The organism is Streptomyces lunalinharesii, from assembly GCF_039532155.1.
Lineage (GTDB): Bacteria > Actinomycetota > Actinomycetes > Streptomycetales > Streptomycetaceae > Streptomyces > Streptomyces lunalinharesii.
The window spans coordinates 117,726-134,769 of record NZ_BAAARK010000002.1 but is presented as its reverse complement, the minus strand read 5'-3'; the positions used below and the strand labels follow the sequence as shown (position 1 = coordinate 134,769).

The 17,044-nt window shown below is 71.7% G+C and carries 15 protein-coding genes; 12 read left to right on the top strand and 3 right to left on the bottom strand.

Translation table 11 applies throughout. The annotated features are described in order from the left end of the window. The 12 genes from ABD385_RS04665 to pgi all read left to right on the top strand — a co-directional run bounded on the left by ABD385_RS04665 (position 1) and on the right by pgi (position 13,569). A complete protein-coding gene (locus ABD385_RS04665) occupies positions 1 to 894 on the top strand; it encodes a hypothetical protein (protein ID WP_344573648.1) in 894 nt (297 codons plus the stop codon). A gap of 112 nt (positions 895 to 1,006) precedes the next feature. Beyond that, positions 1,007 to 3,136 carry an excinuclease ABC subunit UvrC gene (uvrC, locus tag ABD385_RS04660; protein WP_344573647.1) on the top strand — a complete coding sequence of 710 codons (2,130 nt, stop codon included), beginning with the start codon at positions 1,007 to 1,009 and terminating at the stop codon, positions 3,134 to 3,136. After that, positions 3,133 to 4,086, top strand: a complete 954-nt coding sequence (gene rapZ, locus ABD385_RS04655; RefSeq protein ID WP_344573646.1) for an RNase adapter RapZ — start codon at positions 3,133 to 3,135, stop codon at positions 4,084 to 4,086. The genes uvrC and rapZ overlap by 4 nt, the downstream gene beginning before the upstream one ends. Further along, a complete protein-coding gene (locus tag ABD385_RS04650) occupies positions 4,083 to 5,144 on the top strand; it encodes a gluconeogenesis factor YvcK family protein (RefSeq protein WP_344573644.1) in 1,062 nt (353 codons plus the stop codon). Before rapZ ends, ABD385_RS04650 begins: the two co-directional genes overlap by 4 nt. Further along, positions 5,135 to 6,124, top strand: a complete 990-nt coding sequence (gene whiA, locus ABD385_RS04645; protein WP_344573643.1) for a DNA-binding protein WhiA — start codon at positions 5,135 to 5,137, stop codon at positions 6,122 to 6,124. The genes ABD385_RS04650 and whiA overlap by 10 nt, the downstream gene beginning before the upstream one ends. A 250-nt stretch (positions 6,125 to 6,374) precedes the next feature. Beyond that, complete coding sequence (gap, locus tag ABD385_RS04640; RefSeq protein WP_344573641.1) at positions 6,375 to 7,379, top strand: type I glyceraldehyde-3-phosphate dehydrogenase; 1,005 nt, start codon at positions 6,375 to 6,377, stop codon at positions 7,377 to 7,379. A gap of 112 nt (positions 7,380 to 7,491) precedes the next feature. After that, complete coding sequence (locus tag ABD385_RS04635) at positions 7,492 to 8,703, top strand: phosphoglycerate kinase (RefSeq protein ID WP_344573640.1); 1,212 nt, start codon at positions 7,492 to 7,494, stop codon at positions 8,701 to 8,703. A 6-nt stretch (positions 8,704 to 8,709) separates the two neighbouring features. Then, complete coding sequence (tpiA, locus tag ABD385_RS04630; protein ID WP_344573639.1) at positions 8,710 to 9,486, top strand: triose-phosphate isomerase; 777 nt, start codon at positions 8,710 to 8,712, stop codon at positions 9,484 to 9,486. A gap of 141 nt (positions 9,487 to 9,627) precedes the next feature. After that, the gene (gene secG / locus ABD385_RS04625) at positions 9,628 to 9,864 is read left to right on the top strand and encodes a preprotein translocase subunit SecG (RefSeq protein WP_344573637.1); all 237 of its coding nucleotides are present in this window, start codon (positions 9,628 to 9,630) and stop codon (positions 9,862 to 9,864) included. 151 nt (positions 9,865 to 10,015) lie between these two features. Next, entirely contained in the window at positions 10,016 to 10,351 is a 336-nt protein-coding gene (locus ABD385_RS04620) for an RNA polymerase-binding protein RbpA (RefSeq protein ID WP_016578660.1), read from the top strand. Between the two features lie 233 nt (positions 10,352 to 10,584). Further along, entirely contained in the window at positions 10,585 to 11,859 is a 1,275-nt protein-coding gene (locus ABD385_RS04615) for an MFS transporter (protein WP_344573636.1), read from the top strand. Between the two features lie 57 nt (positions 11,860 to 11,916). After that, positions 11,917 to 13,569: a glucose-6-phosphate isomerase gene (gene pgi, locus ABD385_RS04610; RefSeq protein ID WP_344573635.1), complete on the top strand. Its 1,653-nt coding sequence runs from the start codon at positions 11,917 to 11,919 to the stop codon at positions 13,567 to 13,569. Positions 13,570 to 13,656: 87 nt separating this feature from the next. Here pgi and pgl read toward each other — a convergent pair whose 3' ends face one another. From pgl to zwf, 3 genes are read right to left on the bottom strand one after another with little or no spacing between them, the layout of a single operon-like run. Next, positions 13,657 to 14,463 carry a 6-phosphogluconolactonase gene (pgl, locus tag ABD385_RS04605; protein ID WP_344573634.1) on the bottom strand — a complete coding sequence of 269 codons (807 nt, stop codon included), beginning with the start codon at positions 14,461 to 14,463 and terminating at the stop codon, positions 13,657 to 13,659. Continuing rightward, on the bottom strand, positions 14,460 to 15,509 hold the full coding sequence (gene opcA / locus ABD385_RS04600) for a glucose-6-phosphate dehydrogenase assembly protein OpcA (protein WP_344573633.1): 1,050 nt from the start codon (positions 15,507 to 15,509) through the stop codon (positions 14,460 to 14,462). Before opcA ends, pgl begins: the two co-directional genes overlap by 4 nt. Then, positions 15,506 to 17,038 carry a glucose-6-phosphate dehydrogenase gene (gene zwf / locus ABD385_RS04595; RefSeq protein ID WP_344573632.1) on the bottom strand — a complete coding sequence of 511 codons (1,533 nt, stop codon included), beginning with the start codon at positions 17,036 to 17,038 and terminating at the stop codon, positions 15,506 to 15,508. Before zwf ends, opcA begins: the two co-directional genes overlap by 4 nt. Between the last annotated feature and the right edge of the window lie 6 nt (positions 17,039 to 17,044).

Sequence of the window (17,044 nt, the reverse complement as noted above, 5' to 3'; positions counted from 1 at the left end):
ATGACCAAGCGCACCGCCGCCCGCGCCGTCGCCACGGGCACGCTCGCCGCGGCCTTCCTGGGCCTCGCCCCGCTCACCGCGCTGGCCGCCGACGTGCCCGCGCCGCCGGCTCCGCCGCGCGCCGCCGTCGCCGCCGCCCGCGCCGCGGCCGCCTCCACCGCGACCCTGGACACCCTGGCCCGCTTCTTCGCCACCGTCCCGGCCAAGGGCGGTGCCCGCACCGGCGGTGCCGCCTCCCTCGCCGCCCCGGCCCGCAACGCCGCGCACGTCGAGGGCGGCACCGTGCCGGTCTACGTCCTGTCGCCCGACTTCGTCCGCGGCCGGGCCGGCACCCCGGTCGCCAGGATGGAGTTCATGGCCAGCAAGGCGGTCGCCGCCGACGGCCGCACGGCCTCGGTGTGGACCGCGCACAAGGGCGCCGGCTGGAAGGTCGTCAACATCGCCAGCGGCGACGACGAGACCCGCTACGCCGCGGCCGGTGCCGCCAGCGGTGGCGGAACGGTTTTCCACGAGCCGCAGATCGACGCCTGGTACGTCCAGCGCGGCGACCGCATCGAGCCCCTGGACGACGCGGCCCGCAAGGCCGTGGGCGCGCGGGGCACCACCGTCGCCGCCTACCAGGAGCGGGTCACCAAGGCGTACGGCGACAAGCTGCCCGGCTCCGCCTACGACAAGCGCGGCGAGGCCGGCGGCTTCGGGCCCGGGACGGCACCGGCCGACGACACCGGCCGTGCGCCCCACCCGCTCGCGGCGGACGCCGCGGCCACCGCCGACGCCACCGCGGACGGCGCGAACGGGGCGGTGACCGCCGCCACGACCGTGGCCGGCGCCGGCGCCCTGCTCGCCCTCGGCCTGTCGGCCGCGGCGGCGGTGCGCCGGCGCCGCAACCGCTGACCGGCCGCCGCCCCACCGGAGCCCGTCCTTCCGCCCCGTTCACCGGTTGGCGGGGGGCCGGGCTCCGTCGCCACGGCCCTGATTGTCGGTGGCGGTCAGTAGGGTGGTGGGCATGGCAGACCCCAGCAGCTATCGACCCAAGCCGGGACAGATCCCCGACTCGCCGGGGGTCTACAAGTTCCGCGACGAGCACGGCCGGGTCATCTACGTGGGCAAGGCCAAGAGCCTGCGCCAGCGCCTGGCCAACTACTTCCAGGACCTGGCCGGACTCCACCCGCGCACGCGCACGATGGTCACCACCGCCGCCTCGGTCGAGTGGACCGTCGTCTCCACCGAGGTCGAGGCGCTCCAGCTGGAGTACAGCTGGATCAAGGAGTTCGACCCCCGGTTCAACGTCAAGTACCGCGACGACAAGAGCTATCCGTACCTCGCGGTGACCCTGGGCGAGGAGTTCCCGCGCGTCCAGGTGATGCGCGGCGCCAAGAAGAAGGGCGTGCGCTACTTCGGCCCGTACGCCCACGCCTGGGCCATCCGCGAGACCGTCGACCTGCTGCTGCGGGTCTTCCCCGTGCGGACCTGCTCCGCCGGCGTCTTCAAGCGCTCCGCCCAGATCGGCCGCCCCTGCCTGCTCGGCTACATCGGCAAGTGCTCGGCCCCCTGCGTCGGCCGGGTCTCCCCCGAGGAGCACCGCGAACTCGCCGAGGAGTTCTGCGACTTCATGGCCGGCCGCACCGGCGCCCACCTCCGCCGCCTGGAGCACGGGATGCAGGAGGCCGCCGAGGAGATGGAGTACGAGCGCGCCGCCCGCCTGCGGGACGACATAGGCGCGCTCAAGCGCGCGATGGAGAAGAGCGCGGTGGTGCTCGCCGACGCCACCGACGCCGACCTGATCGCCCTCGCCGAGGACGAACTCGAAGCCGCCGTGCAGATCTTCCACGTCCGCGGCGGTCGGGTGCGCGGCCAGCGCGGCTGGGTCACCGACAAGGTCGAGGCGGTCACCACCGCCGGTCTGGTCGAGCACGCCCTCCAGCAGCTCTACGGCGAGGAGCAGGGCGACGCGGTCCCCAAGGAGGTCCTGGTCCCGGCGCTGCCCGAGCCGGTCGAGCCGGTCACCCAGTGGCTCACCCAGCGCCGCGGCGCGCAGGTCTCGCTGCGCATCCCGCAGCGCGGCGACAAGAAGGACCTCATGGCCACGGTCGCGCGCAACGCCCAGCAGGCGCTCGCGCTGCACAAGACCAAGCGCGCCTCCGACCTGACCACCCGCTCCCGCGCCCTGGAGGAGATCGCCCAGGCCCTCGACCTGGACACCGTCCCGCTGCGCATCGAGTGCTTCGACATCTCGCACCTCCAGGGCGAGGACGTCGTGGCCTCCATGGTGGTCTTCGAGGACGGCCTCGCCAGGAAGAGCGAGTACCGCCGCTTCCAGATCAAGGGCCGGATCGGCGACACCCAGGTGTGGCACGGCGAGGGCCAGGACGACGTGCGCTCCATGCACGAGGTCATCGGCCGCCGCTTCAGGCGCTACCTCCAGGAGAAGCAGAAGTCGGGGGAGTGGGGCGAGGAAGGGGCCGCCGGAGAGCCCGTCGGGACCCTCACCGCGGATGCCGCGATGGACCCGACCACCGCCGTCGACCCCGTCGACCCGACCGAACCGACCGACTCCGCCGACCGCCTCACCGACGAGGAGGGCCGCCCCAAGCGGTTCGCCTACCCGCCCCAGCTGGTGGTCGTCGACGGCGGCGCCCCCCAGGTCGCCGCCGCCCGCCGGGCCATGGACGAGCTGGGCATCGACGACGTCGCGGTCTGCGGCCTGGCCAAGCGGCTGGAAGAGGTCTGGCTGCCCGGCGAGGACGACCCGGTGGTGCTCCCCCGCAGCAGCGAGGGGCTCTACCTCCTCCAGCGGGTCCGCGACGAGGCACACCGCTTCGCCATCACCTACCAGCGCAACAAGCGCGGCAAGCGGCTGAAGTCCTCCCCGCTGGACGCCGTCCCCGGCCTCGGCGAGACCCGCCGGCAGGCCCTGCTGAAGCACTTCGGCTCGCTGAAGAAGCTGCGGGCCGCCACGGTGGACGAGATCTGCCAGGTCCCGGGCGTCGGCCGCAAGACGGCCGAGACGGTCGCCGCGGCACTGGCCACCGCACCCCCGTCCGCCCCCGCGGTGAACACCGCCACAGGAGAGATCATTGAGGATGACGGGGCCCCACCGGCCGCGTTGCCGGCAGAACGGGGGCAGGACCGATGAGCACACCGCACGACACGCAGGAACCCGAGAGAGACGGTGCACAGGTGAGTACGGGCACGATGCGCGAAGCCGACCAGGGCGAGAGCGCCGCGATCCCCGAGCTGGTGATCATCTCCGGCATGTCCGGCGCCGGCCGCAGCACGGCGGCGAAGTGCCTGGAGGACCTCGGCTGGTTCGTGGTCGACAACATCCCGCCCGAGCTGATCCCCCCGATGGTCGAGCTGGGCGCCCGCTCCCAGGGCAACGTCGCCAAGATCGCCGTGGTCGTCGACGTCCGCGGCCGCCGCTTCTTCGCCAACCTCAAGGAGTCGCTGGCCACCCTCGACGCGCAGAACGTCAAGCGCCGCATCGTCTTCCTGGAGTCCTCCGACGAGGCCCTGGTGCGCCGCTTCGAGTCGGTCCGCCGCCCGCACCCCCTCCAGGGCGACGGCCGGATCGTCGACGGCATCGCCGCCGAGCGCGACCTGCTGCGCGAGCTGCGCGGCGACGCCGACCTGGTCATCGACACCTCCAGCCTCAACGTCCACGAACTCCGCGCCAAGCTCGACGCCCAGTTCGCCGGCGAGGAGGTCCCCGAGCTGCGCGCCACGGTCATGTCCTTCGGCTTCAAGTACGGCCTGCCGGTCGACGCCGACATGGTCGTCGACTGCCGCTTCATCCCCAACCCGCACTGGGTCCCCGAGCTGCGCCCCTTCACCGGTCTGAACGAAGAGGTCTCCCAGTACGTCTTCAACCAGCCCGGTTCCAAGGAGTTCCTGGACGGCTACACCGAGCTGCTGCGCCTGGTCGCGGCCGGCTACCGCCGCGAGGGCAAGCGCTACGTGACCGTCGCCGTCGGCTGTACCGGAGGCAAGCACCGCAGCGTCGCGATGTCCGAGAAGCTGGCCCGCCGACTCATCGCCGAGGGCGTCGAAACGGTCGTCGTGCACCGGGACATGGGGCGCGAGTGACCTCCCGCACGCCACGGCTGCGCCGGGTCCGCCGATTCGTCCCCAGCGTCCGCGCGACCAAGGGCGCCACTCCCAAGGTGGTGGCGCTCGGCGGCGGCATGGGCCTGTCCGCCTCGCTCGCCGCGCTGCGCCGCATCACCCGGGACCTGACGGCCGTGGTCACCGTCGCCGACGACGGCGGCTCCAGCGGCCGGCTCCGCGACGAGCTGGGCGTGCTGCCCCCGGGCGACCTGCGCAAGGCCCTGGCCGCGCTCTGCGGTGACGACGACTGGGGCCAGACCTGGTCCCGGGTGATCCAGCACCGCTTCGAGAGCGAGGGCGAACTCCACGACCACGCGGTGGGCAATCTGCTGATCGTCGCGCTGTGGGAGCAGCTCGGCGACCACGTTCAGGCGCTGGACCTGGTCGGCAAGCTGCTCGGCGCGCACGGCCGGGTGCTGCCCATGTCGGCGGTGCCACTGGAACTCCAGGCCCAGGTCAAGGGGCTGGACCAGGATCACCCGGACGAGATCAGCACGGTCCGCGGCCAGGCCACGGTCGCCCTGACCTGCGGTGAGGTGCAGTCGGTGCACGTCGTTCCCGAGGACCCGCCGGCCGTCCCCGAGGTGGTGGCCGCGGTCCGCGACGCCGACTGGGTGGTGTTGGGCCCCGGTTCGTGGTTCTCCTCGGTCATCCCGCACCTGCTCGTGCCCGAACTGCGCATCGCCCTGGAGGAGACCAAGGCGCGGAAGGTGCTCTCGCTCAACCTCGCGCCCCAACCGGGCGAAACCGACGGCTTCTCCCCGCAGCGTCATTTGGAGGTTTTGGCCCGACACGCCCCTAAACTCGCCTTCGACGTGGTGCTGGCCGACGAGGCCGCGGTGCCCGACATCGACGGTCTGACCGCTGCCGCCAAGCAGCTGGTCGGCAGCGAGGTCGAGCTGGCCGCGGTCGCGGCCCGCGGAGACGACGCCCGGCCCGGTGCCGGGGGAGCCCCCGACCGGCACGATCCGGAGCTGCTGGCAGCCGCGTACGACCGTATTTTTCGGATGCATGGAAGGATCGGCCCATGGCGATGACGGCTGCGGTGAAGGACGAGATTTCCCGGCTCCCCGTCACCCGGACCTGCTGCCGGAAGTCGGAGGTCTCGTCGATCCTGCGGTTCGCGGGTGGTCTGCACCTGGTCAGCGGCCGCATTGTGATCGAGGCGGAGCTCGACACGGGCATCGCCGCCCGCCGGCTCCGCAAGGACATCCTGGAGATCTTCGGGCACTCCTCCGACCTGGTGGTGATGGCCCCCGGCGGGCTGCGGCGCGGCAGCCGCTTCGTGGTCCGCGTGGTGGCCGGCGGTGACCAGCTGGCCCGCCAGACCGGCCTGGTCGACGGCCGTGGCCGGCCGATCCGCGGACTGCCCCCGCAGGTGGTCTCCGGCGCGACCTGCGACGCCGAAGCCGCGTGGCGCGGCGCGTTCCTGGCCCACGGCTCGTTGACCGAGCCCGGCCGCTCGTCCTCCCTGGAGGTCACCTGCCCCGGCCCCGAGGCCGCCCTCGCCCTGGTCGGCGCGGCCCGCCGGCTCGGCATCGGCGCCAAGGCCCGCGAGGTGCGCAGCGTGGACCGCGTCGTCGTCCGGGACGGTGACGCGATCGGCGCGCTGCTGACGCGGCTCGGCGCCCACGAGTCGGTGCTGGCGTGGGAGGAGCGGCGGATGCGACGCGAGGTGCGGGCCACCGCCAACCGCCTCGCCAACTTCGACGACGCCAACCTCCGCCGCTCGGCGCGGGCCGCGGTCGCCGCCGGCGCCCGGGTGCAGCGCGCCCTGGAGATCCTCGGCGAGGAGGTCCCCGAGCACCTCGCCGCCGCCGGCCGGCTGCGGATGGAGCACAAGCAGGCGTCCCTGGAGGAGCTGGGCGCGCTGGCCGACCCGCCGCTGACCAAGGACGCGGTCGCCGGTCGGATCCGGCGGCTGCTCGCGATGGCCGACAAGCGGGCCCAGGACCTGGGCATCCCGGGCACCGAGTCCAACCTCACCGAGGAGCTCGCGGACGGCATGGTCAGCTGACCGCGACGGCCCGGTCCCCCGCGCCCCCGGCACCCGCACTCGGGTGTCGGGGGCGCGTGCGTGTGGGCGGCGCGATCCGGTGCGCACCGGTCGGCGTCAGAGGGGCTCGAAGCCGCTCACCTGAGCACCTTTGGGCGCCGATGTCAATGTCACGTACGTCTCTTCTAGGGGGTAGGGTCGTAGGCGGTCGGGGACAGCCCATACAGCTCGCCGGTATCCAAAACCGGCGTACCAACGAGGAGATCGGTTCGTGACGATCCGCGTAGGCATCAACGGATTCGGCCGCATTGGTCGTAACTACTTCCGCGCGCTCCTGGAGCAGGGTGCGGACATCGAGATCGTCGGTGTCAACGACCTGACCGACAACGCCACCCTGGTCCACCTGCTGAAGTACGACACCATCCTGGGTCGGCTGAAGCAGGACGTCAGCCACACCGACGACTCCATCACGGTCGGCGACCAGACCTTCAAGACGATGGCCGAGCGCGACCCCGCCAACCTCCCCTGGGGTGAGCTGGGCGCCGACATCGTCATCGAGTCGACCGGCATCTTCACCAAGCGCGACGACGCCGCCAAGCACCTGGCCGCCGGCGCCAAGAAGGTGCTCATCTCCGCGCCCGCCAAGGGCGAGGACATCACCATCGTGATGGGCGTCAACCAGGACAAGTACGACGCGGCCAACCACCACGTCATCTCCAACGCGTCCTGCACCACCAACTGCGTGGCGCCGATGGCCAAGGTTGTCGACGAGAGCTTCGGCATCGTCAAGGGCATGATGACCACGGTCCACGCGTACACCAACGACCAGCGCATCCTGGACTTCCCGCACTCGGACCTGCGCCGTGCCCGGGCCGCCGCGGAGAACATCATCCCGACCTCGACGGGTGCCGCCAAGGCCACCGCCCTGGTCCTCCCGCAGCTCAAGGGCAAGCTGGACGGCATCGCCATGCGCGTCCCGGTCCCCACCGGCTCGGTCACCGACCTCGTCCTGGAACTCGACCGCGAGGTCAGCAAGGACGAGATCAACGCCGCCTTCCAGAAGGCCGCCGAGGGTCAGCTCAAGGGCATCCTGGAGTACACCGAGGACCCGATCGTCTCCTCGGACATCGTCAACTGGCCGGCCTCCTGCACGTTCGACTCCTCCCTTACGATGGCGCAGGGCAACCAGGTCAAGATCGTCGGCTGGTACGACAACGAGTGGGGCTACTCCAACCGTCTGGTGGACCTCACCGTCTTCGTCGGCGGCCAGCTCTGATCACTGCCTGACGTCACCCAAGGCACCGGAATGTGTGGACGGGGCTCGTAGGGCGCGGCAACGCGTCGTACGGGCCCCGTCCCATGACGGACTACAACGGAGTTCACTTCATATGAAGACGATCGACGACCTGATCCAGGATGGCGTCGCAGGCAAGCGGGTCTTCGTCCGCGCTGATCTCAACGTTCCGCTGGACGGCACCGCCATCACCGATGACGGTCGGATCCGCGCCGTCCAGCCGACCATCGCCAAGCTGGCCGCGGCCGGCGCCAAGGTGATCGTCGCCTCCCACCTGGGTCGTCCCAAGGGTGCCCCGGACCCCGCCTTCTCGCTGGCTCCCGCGGCCCGGCGGCTCGGCGAACTTCTCGGCCAGGACGTGGCATTCGCCACCGACACGGTCGGCGAGTCCGCCCGTTCCGTGACCTCGCAGCTCGCCGACGGCCAGGTGGCCGTCCTGGAGAACCTCCGCTTCAACGCGGGCGAGACCAGCAAGGACGACGCCGAGCGCGGCGCCTTCGCCGACCAGCTCGCCCAGCTCGCCGACCTCTACGTCGGCGACGGCTTCGGTGCCGTGCACCGCAAGCACGCCTCGGTCTTCGACCTTCCCGAGCGGCTGCCGCACGCCGCCGGCGACCTGATCGCCACCGAGGTCGGCGTGCTCAAGAAGCTCACCGAGGACGTCAAGCGCCCCTACGTGGTGGTGCTCGGCGGCGCCAAGGTCTCCGACAAGCTCGGCGTCATCGACAACCTGCTCAAGAAGGCCGACCGCATCCTGATCGGCGGCGGCATGGCGTACACCTTCCTGGCGGCCAAGGGCCACGAGGTCGGCATCTCGCTGCTGCAGAAGGACCAGATCCCGGTCTGCCTGGAGTACCTGGCGGAGGCCGAGAAGCGCGGCGTGGAGTTCGTGCTCCCCGCCGACGTACTGGTTTCGGCCGACTTCCCGGACCTGAAGACCAAGGCCCCGGCCCACCCGGACCTCGTCGCCTCGGACGCCATCCCGGCCGACAAGGAGGGCCTGGACATCGGACCGAAGACCCGCGAGCTCTACGCCGCGAAGCTCGCCGACGCGGGCACCGTCTTCTGGAACGGCCCGATGGGCGTCTTCGAGCACCCCGACTACGCGAACGGCACCAAGGCCGTTGCGCAGGCGCTGCTCGACGCGGACGCCTTCACCGTCGTCGGCGGCGGTGACTCGGCCGCCGCGGTGCGCCTGCTCGGCTTCGACGAGAATGCTTTCGGCCACATTTCGACCGGTGGTGGCGCCAGCCTCGAGTACCTCGAAGGCAAGACGCTCCCCGGCCTCGCCGCTCTGGAGGACTGAACAACCGTGAGTGACCGCACCCCGCTGATGGCGGGCAACTGGAAGATGAACCTCAACCACCTCGAGGCCATCGCCCACGTCCAGAAGCTCGCCTTCGCCCTCAGCGACAAGGACTTCGACCAGGTGGAGGTCGCGGTCCTGCCGCCCTTCACCGATCTGCGCTCGGTGCAGACCCTCGTCGACGGCGACAAGCTCAAGATCAAGTACGGCGCCCAGGACCTGTCGGCGCACGACTCCGGCGCCTACACCGGCGAGATCTCCGGCGCCATGCTGGCCAAGCTCAAGTGCAGCTACGTGGCCGTCGGCCACAGCGAGCGCCGCCAGTACCACGGCGAGGACGAGGAGATCTGCAACGCCAAGGTCAAGGCTGCGTTCCAGCACGGTCTGACCCCGATCCTGTGCGTCGGCGAGGGCCTGGACGTCCGCAAGGCCGGCAACCAGGTCGCGCACACCCTCGCCCAGGTCGACGGCGGCCTGAAGGACGTCCCGGCCGCGCAGGCCGAGACGATCGTGATCGCCTACGAGCCGGTGTGGGCCATCGGCACCGGCGAGGTCGCCACGCCCGAGGACGCGCAGGAGGTCTGCGGTGCCATCCGCGGCCGCCTCGCCGAGCTCTACAGCCAGGAGCTGGCCGACAAGGTCCGCATCCAGTACGGCGGCTCGGTCAAGTCCGGCAACGTCGCGGCGATCATGGCGCAGCCGGACGTGGACGGCGCCCTGATCGGCGGCGCCGCTCTGGACGCGGACGAATTCGTGAAGATCGTCCGCTTCCGCGATCAGTAGCAGCTATGACGACGGGCTCGGCCCGTCGTACCCTGTCAGGGCCGGGTCCGGTGTCGTGCGCACCGCCCGGCCCTGCTCCGTCCGGCACCATCGGACGGCTGGCGCGTTCCGTCCGACAGTCCTCAGAGAGTTGGTCCAGCCGTGGTCATCGGGTTCTCGATCGCCCTCATCGTCTTCAGCGTGCTGCTGATGATGTTGGTGCTCATGCACAAGGGGAAGGGCGGCGGTCTGTCCGACATGTTCGGTGGCGGCATGCAGTCCTCGGTCGGCGGCTCCTCCGTCGCCGAGCGCAACCTCGACCGCATCACGATCGTGATCGCTCTGCTCTGGTTCGCCTGCATCGTCGTGCTCGGCATCCTGATGAAGCTCGGCAGCTGACATACCGTCGGGGACGCGGCCTATCATGAAGGCAGCGTCCCGGGACGGTAACTCGTGTCACTGGACGCGCGTTGGGCCTTACGTAGACTGGGGCGCCCGCAGCGCAGCTGCTGTGAGAGCACGCGGCACCATTACGCAGGGAGTTACGACCGTGGCAAGTGGCAACGCGATCCGAGGAAGTCGGGTCGGGGCGGGGCCGATGGGGGAGGCCGAGCGCGGCGAGTCCGCACCGCGCATCCGCATCTCCTTCTGGTGCTCCAACGGGCACGAGACGCAGCCCAGCTTCGCCGGCGATGCCCAGGTGCCGGACACCTGGGACTGCCCCCGTTGTGGTTTCCCGGCCGGCAAGGACCGGGACAGCCCGCCGGACCCGCCGCGTACCGAGCCGTACAAGACGCACCTCGCCTACGTCCGGGAGCGCCGCAGCGACGCCGACGGCGAGGCGATCCTGGCCGAGGCGCTCGCCAAACTCCGCGGCGAGATCTGACCGCACCGCAGCGCACTGCCGAGCACGACCGGCCCGGCCGGAAGGGACACCGCTCCCCTTCCGGCCGGGCCGCTCACGTTGTCGGGCCCGCCACGTGGCGCCGGGGACGGGCCGGCGGCCATCTGAGGCCCGTGATGGGGAGGTTGCCCCAGGCCCGATGTCAGTGGTCGACCGTACGGTTTCTGGCAGGCGGGTCCCGCGCGGGGACCGCCGGGCGCGGTACGGGGGCGACGATGGCGCGGACGGTGGCGGGTGGCGCGGCGGGAGTTGACGGCCGCTTCGGGGGCGGCGGCTTCGGCCGGCTGTGGAGCGCCGCCGTCGTCTCCGCCTTCGGCGACGCGCTGCGGGGCACCGCCCTCCCGCTGCTCGCCCACGCGTTGACCGCCGATCCGCTGCTGATCGCGCTGGTCACCGCCTGCGGCTTCGCTCCGTGGCTGCTCTTCGGGTTGCTCGGCGGCGCGGTCGCCGACCGGGTCGACCAGCGGCGGGCGATGTGGGCGGTGGACCTGCTGCGCGGGCTGCTGATGGCGGGTTTCGCGCTGGCGGTGGCGGCGGGCGCGGCCGGCATCGGGCTGTTGCTGGCGCTGGCCTTCGCGCTCACAACCCTCCAGACGCTCTTCGACAACGCCGCCACGGCCCTGCTGCCGACGGTGGTGCCCAGGGCGGTGTTGACCACCGCCAACGCCCGTCTGATGACCGGCCAGGAGGTCGTCAGACGGTTCGTCGGGGGACCGGTGGCGCCGGTGCTGATGGGGGTGAGCGTCGCGCTGCCCTTCCTGGCCGACGCGGCGACGTACCTGCTCGCCGCCGCGCTGGTGGCCTCGTTGCGCACCGGTGCGCCGCCCCGTCCGCGGGCCGTCGCCGGGCGCACCCTGCGGCGGGAAATCGCCGAGGGGCTAAGGGGGTTGCGCGGTGACCGGGTGCTGCGGGGTTTCTGCCTGTCGGTGGCGCTGGGCAACGTCGGCCTCGGCGCGCTGATCGCCGAACTCGTCGTGGTCGTCAAGGACTGGCTGGGCTCGGGGGACTTCGGCTACGTCGCCGTGACGACGGGGTACGGGGCCGGCACGGTGCTCGGTGGCCTGCTGGCGGGCCGGGTCGTCGCCGCTCTCGGCGGGCAGCTGCGCACGGTGCTGCTGGCCGGCGCGGTGCAGACCGTGGTGCTGGTGGGGTTCGGCACGGTGCGTGTGCTGTGGACCGCGGCCCTGGCGCTGGCCCTGTTCGGCTTCGCCGGCACGGTGTGGAACGTCCTGGAGACCACGGTGGTGCAGCAGCGCGCCCCGGAGGCGATGCTGGGGCGGATCAGCGCCGCCTTCCGCACGGTCTCGATCGCCGGGACCCCGGTGGGTGCGCTGCTGGGCGGCGGGGCCGCGGTGGCGTGGGGGCCCAACTCCCCGGTGCTGGTGGCGGCCGTGTTGTTGGGGGCGGGGACGGTGGTGCTGGCACCGGTTGTTCGGGGCGGCGACGGCACCCCGTCCAACGGGGGACAGATACCTCATACCGCGCCCTGATCAATTAGGTTGGAGGACGGCGGGGCCGCTACGAGACGAAGAAGGCTGATGTCCGAAATGAACGCAGAAGGCCGCGGCAGGCTCGACCACATGCCTGAGTGGACCGCGTTGAGCAAGCACCGCGAGCAGATGGGGGAGGTGCACCTGCGCGAGCTGTTCGACAAGGACCCCTCGCGCGCCGGGCGGCTGACCCTCCAGGTCGGCGACCTGCACCTGGACTACTCCAAGCACCTGGTCACCGACGAGACCCTGCGGCTGCTCCGCGAACTGGCGGCGGCGACCGGCGTGGCCGAGCTGCGGGACGCGATGTTCCGCGGCGAGAAGATCAACATCACCGAGCACCGCTCCGTGCTGCACACCGCGCTGCGCGCACCGGGCTCGGCGGCCATCGTGACCGACGGGGAGAACGTCGTTCCCGCCGTGCAGCACGTCCTGACGCGGATGTCGACCTTCGCCGACCGGGTCCGCTCCGGCGACTGGAAGGGCTACACCGGCCGCCGCATCAAGACGGTCGTCAACATCGGGATCGGCGGCTCGGACCTGGGCCCCGCGATGGCCTACGAGGCGCTGCGCGCCTACACCCACCGGGACATGCAGTTCCGCTTCGTCTCCAACGTGGACGGTGCCGACCTGCACGAGGCGGTGCGCGATCTGGACCCGGCCGAGACGCTGTTCATCGTCGCGTCGAAGACCTTCACCACGATCGAGACCATCACCAACGCCACCTCCGCCCGGGACTGGTTGCTGACCGGCCTCGGGGCCGGCCAGGAGGCGGTCAGCAAGCACTTCGTGGCGCTGTCGACCAATGCCGAGAAGGTCGCCGAGTTCGGCATCGACACCGACAACATGTTCGAGTTCTGGGACTGGGTCGGCGGCCGCTACTCGTTCGACTCCGCCATCGGCCTGTCGCTGATGATCGCGATCGGTCCGGAGCGGTTCCGCGAGATGCTGGCCGGCTTCCACCTCGTCGACGAGCACTTCCGCACCGCCCCGCCGGAGGAGAACGCCCCGCTGCTGCTGGGCCTGTTGGGCATCTGGTACGGCAACTTCTGGGACGCCCAGTCGCACGCCGTGCTGCCCTACAGCCACTACCTCTCCAAGTTCACCGCCTACCTCCAGCAGTTGGACATGGAGTCCAACGGCAAGTCCGTGGACCGCGAGGGCCGGCCGGTGGACTGGCAGACCGGCCCGGTGGTCTGGGGCACCCCCGGCACCAACGGCCAGCACGCGTACTACCAGCTGCTCCACCAGGGCACGAAGACGATCCCCGCGGACCTGCTCGGCTTCGCCCGGCCGGTCGAGGACCTCCAGCCGCACCTGGTCGGCCAGCACGACCTGCTGATGGCCAACCTCCTCGCGCAGGGCCAGGCGTTGGCGTTCGGCAAGACCGCCGACGAGGTGCGCGCCGAGGGCGTCGCCGAGGAACTGGTGCCGCACCGCACCTTCCGGGGCAACCACCCCACCACCACGATCCTGGCGTCGGAGCTGAGCCCGTCGGTGCTGGGCCAGTTGATCGCGCTCTACGAGCACAAGGTGTTCGTCCAGGGCGCGGTGTGGAACATCAACTCCTTCGACCAGTGGGGCGTGGAGCTGGGCAAGGTCCTGGCCAAGCGCGTCGAGCCGGCGCTCACCGAGGGCGCCGAGGTGCCGGGCCTGGACGCGTCCACGGCCGGTCTGGTCGCCAAGTACCGCGAGCTGCGCGGGCGTTGATGCGATGCGCCGATGGCCCCACACCCGTCGGGGTGTGGGGCCATCGGCGCATCCGCGGCGCTCCGGCGGGCCGGGGCGCCGCCCGGCTCAGGAGGACGCCGGGGGGTAGAGGGCGCGCGGCAGCCGGGTGGCGGCCGCCTCGTCCAGCAGCCACAGCGTCCGGCTGCGGCCGCGCGCCCCGGCGGCCGGCGCCTGCACCTCGCCGGCGCCGGACAGCGCGATGGCCGCGGCGTTGGCCTTGTCCTCGCCGGCCGCCAGCAGCCAGACCTCCCGTGCCGCGCGGATCGCGGGCAGGGTCAGCGTGACCCGGGTGGGCGGCGGCTTGGGCGCTCCGCGCACCCCGACCACGGTCCGCTCCCGCTCGTAGACCGCGGGGAGCTCGGGGAAGAGCGAGGCGACGTGGGTGTCCGGGCCCACGCCCAGCAGCAGGACGTCGAAGGACGGCACCGCGCCGCCCGCGTCGGCGGCCGCGGACCGGTAGTGCTCCGGGCCCGCGGCGGCGGCGAGTTCGGCCGCGTACGCCTCGGCGGCGGCGTCCGCGTCGTTGCCGTGCGGGCCGTCCGAGGGCGCCATCGGGTGCACCCGGGCCGGGTCCAGCGGGACGCTGTCCAGCAGCACCTCGCGGGCCTGGGTGTAGTTGCGCTCCGGATCGCCGTCCGGCAGGAACCGCTCGTCGCCCCACCACAGGTCCAGCCGGGACCAGTCGACCGCGTCCCGGGCGGGCGCCTCGGCCAGGGCCGCGAGCAGCCCGTTGCCGTTGCGCCCGCCGGTGAGCACGACGGAGGCGGTGCCGCGGGCCGACTGGGCATCGACGATCTTGGTGATCAGTCGGGCCGCGGCGGCCTTCGCCATCAGCTCCTTGTCGCGGTGGACGACGACCTGCGGTGCACTCACTTGGCGGTCGCCTTCTTGGCGGGCGCCTTCTTCGCCGCCGGCTTGGCCGGGGCGTCGCCCGCGTCCGCGGCCTCGCCGGCCGCCGGCCGGTCGGCGGCCGGGGTCGCCGGCTGCCCGTCCGGCTCGCCGATCCGCTGCACGCCGTACTTCAGCGCGGCGGCGAAGATGTCGTCCGGGTCGAGCCGGCGCAGTTCCTCGGCGAGCAGCTCGGCGGTCTCCCGCCGCTTGAGCGCCACCGCGCGGTCCGGCTGACCGCGCATGGACAAGGTGGCCAGCGAGCCGTCCGCACGGTCCAGGACAATCGTTCCGGCACTGGATTCCAGGCGCACCGCGGTGAGGCCGGGGCCGGCCGAAACGGTGCGCTGGACCGGCACGTCCAGCCTGCTGGCGAGCCACATGGCGAGCAGCTCGCAGCTGGGGTTGAACTCCTCGCCCTCGACCACGGCCGAGGTGACGGTGCACGGAGACTGGTCCAGCGCCGCCGCCAGCATGGAGCGCCAGGGCGTGATCCGGGTCCAGGACAGGTCCGTGTCGCCCGGGGTGTAGGTGTCGGCGCGCGCGGACAGCTCCCGGATGGGCTCCTCGGAGGCGTACGCGTCGGTGACCCGGCGCTGCGCCAGCGCGCCGAGCGGGTCCTGGGCCGGGTCCAGCGGGGCGTTGACCGCCCACCAGACCACCACCGGGGCGTCCGGCAGCAGCAGCGGCAGCACCACGGACTGGGCGTGGTCGATCGCCTCGCCGTACAGCCGGAGCACCACCGTCTCGCCGGTGCCGGCGTCCGTGCCGACCCGCACCTCGGCGTCCAGCCGGGCCTTGGCGCGGTCGCGCGGCGAGCGGCTGACCCGCTTGATGACGACGAGGGTGCGCGAAGGGTGCTCGCGGGACGCCTCGTTGGCGGCCTTCAGGGCGTCGTAGGCGTTCTCCTCGTCGGTGACGATGACGAGGGTCAGCACCATGCCGATGGCCGGGGTGCCGACGGCGCGGCGGCCCTGGACCAGCGCCTTGTTGATCTTGCTGGCCGTGGTTTCCGTCAGATCGATCTTCATGGCCGACGCCAGCTCCGTCCGTCTCGTGCGAGCATTTCGTCTGCCTCGTCGGGACCCCAGGTGCCCGCCGGGTACTGCGCGGGCTTGCCGTGCTTGTCCCAGTAGGTCTCGATCGGGTCGAGGATCTTCCAGGACAGCTCGACCTCCTCCAGGCGGGGGAAGAGGTTGGCGTCGCCGAGCAGCACGTCGAGGATCAGCCGCTCGTACGCCTCGGGGCTGGACTCGGTGAAGGACTCGCCGTACGCGAAGTCCATCGAGACGTCGCGCACCTCCATCGAGGTGCCGGGCACCTTGGAGCCGAACCGCACGGTCACGCCCTCGTCCGGCTGCACCCGGATGACCAGGGCGTTCTGCCCCAGCTCCTCGGTGGCGGTGTGGTCGAACGGGGAGTGCGGGGCGCGCTGGAAGACGACCGCGATCTCGGTGACCCGACGGCCCAGGCGCTTGCCGGTCCGCAGGTAGAAGGGGACGCCCGCCCAACGGCGGTTGTCGATCCCGAGCTTGATCGCGGCGTAGGTGTCGGTCTTCGACTTCGGGTCGATGCCGTCTTCCTCGACGTAGCCGACGACCTTCTCGCCGCCCTGCCAACCGGACGTGTACTGCGCGCGGACGGTCTCCTTGCCGAGGTCCTTGGGCAGCCGGACGGCACCCAGCACCTTGGTCTTCTCTGCGACCAGCGCGTCCGCCTCGAAGGAGGCGGGCTCCTCCATGGCGGTCAGCGCGAGCAGCTGGAGGAGGTGGTTCTGGATGACGTCACGGGCGGCGCCGATGCCGTCGTAGTAGCCGGCCCGGCCGCCGATGCCGATGTCCTCGGCCATCGTGATCTGCACGTGGTCGACGTAGCTGCGGTTCCACAGCGGCTCGAACATGGTGTTGGCGAACCGCAGCGCCAGGATGTTCTGGACCGTCTCCTTGCCCAGGTAGTGGTCGATCCGGAAGACCTCGTTGGGCGGGAAGACCTCGTGGACGATCCGGTTGAGCTCCTGGGCGCTCTTCAGGTCGTGGCCGAAGGGCTTCTCGATGACCGCGCGGCGCCAGGAGTCCTCCTTCTGGTCGGCCAGCCCGTGCTTCTTGAGCTGCTGGACGACCTTGGGGAAGAACTTCGGCGGCACCGACAGGTAGAAGGCGAAGTTGCCGCCGGTGCCCTGTGCCTTGTCGAGCTCGTTGATGGTGTCCTTGAGCGTCTCGAAGGCTTCGTCGTCGTCGAAGTTGCCCTGGACGAACCGGCAGCCCTGCACCAGCTGCTGCCAGACCTCCTCGCGGAACGGCGTGCGGGAGTGCTGCTTGACGGCCTCGTACACCTCGTGCGCGAAGTCCTCGTCCTCCCACTCTCGGCGGGCGAAGCCGACCAGCGAGAAGCCCGGCGGCAGCAGCCCCCGGTTCGCCAGGTCGTAGACCGCGGGCATCAGCTTTTTACGGGACAAATCGCCCGTGACGCCGAAAATGACCAGGCCCGACGGCCCCGCGATGCGCGGGAGCCGTCGGTCTGCGGCGTCACGGAGCGGGTTAGCTCCGTGTGAACCAGACAAGGGAGA

Bases quoted from the DNA above. Each gene is read 5' to 3' on its own strand.
- ABD385_RS04665 (WP_344573648.1), top strand. From the start codon at position 1: ATGACCAAGCGCACCGCCGCCCGCGCCGTCGCCACGGGCACGCTCGCC.
- uvrC (WP_344573647.1), top strand. From the start codon at position 1,007: ATGGCAGACCCCAGCAGCTATCGACCCAAGCCGGGACAGATCCCCGAC.
- rapZ (WP_344573646.1), top strand. From the start codon at position 3,133: ATGAGCACACCGCACGACACGCAGGAACCCGAGAGAGACGGTGCACAG.
- whiA (WP_344573643.1), top strand. From the start codon at position 5,135: ATGGCGATGACGGCTGCGGTGAAGGACGAGATTTCCCGGCTCCCCGTC.
- ABD385_RS04635 (WP_344573640.1), top strand. From the start codon at position 7,492: ATGAAGACGATCGACGACCTGATCCAGGATGGCGTCGCAGGCAAGCGG.
- ABD385_RS04615 (WP_344573636.1), top strand. From the start codon at position 10,585: ATGGCGCGGACGGTGGCGGGTGGCGCGGCGGGAGTTGACGGCCGCTTC.
- pgi (WP_344573635.1), top strand. From the start codon at position 11,917: ATGAACGCAGAAGGCCGCGGCAGGCTCGACCACATGCCTGAGTGGACC.
- opcA (WP_344573633.1), bottom strand. From the start codon at position 15,509: ATGAAGATCGATCTGACGGAAACCACGGCCAGCAAGATCAACAAGGCG.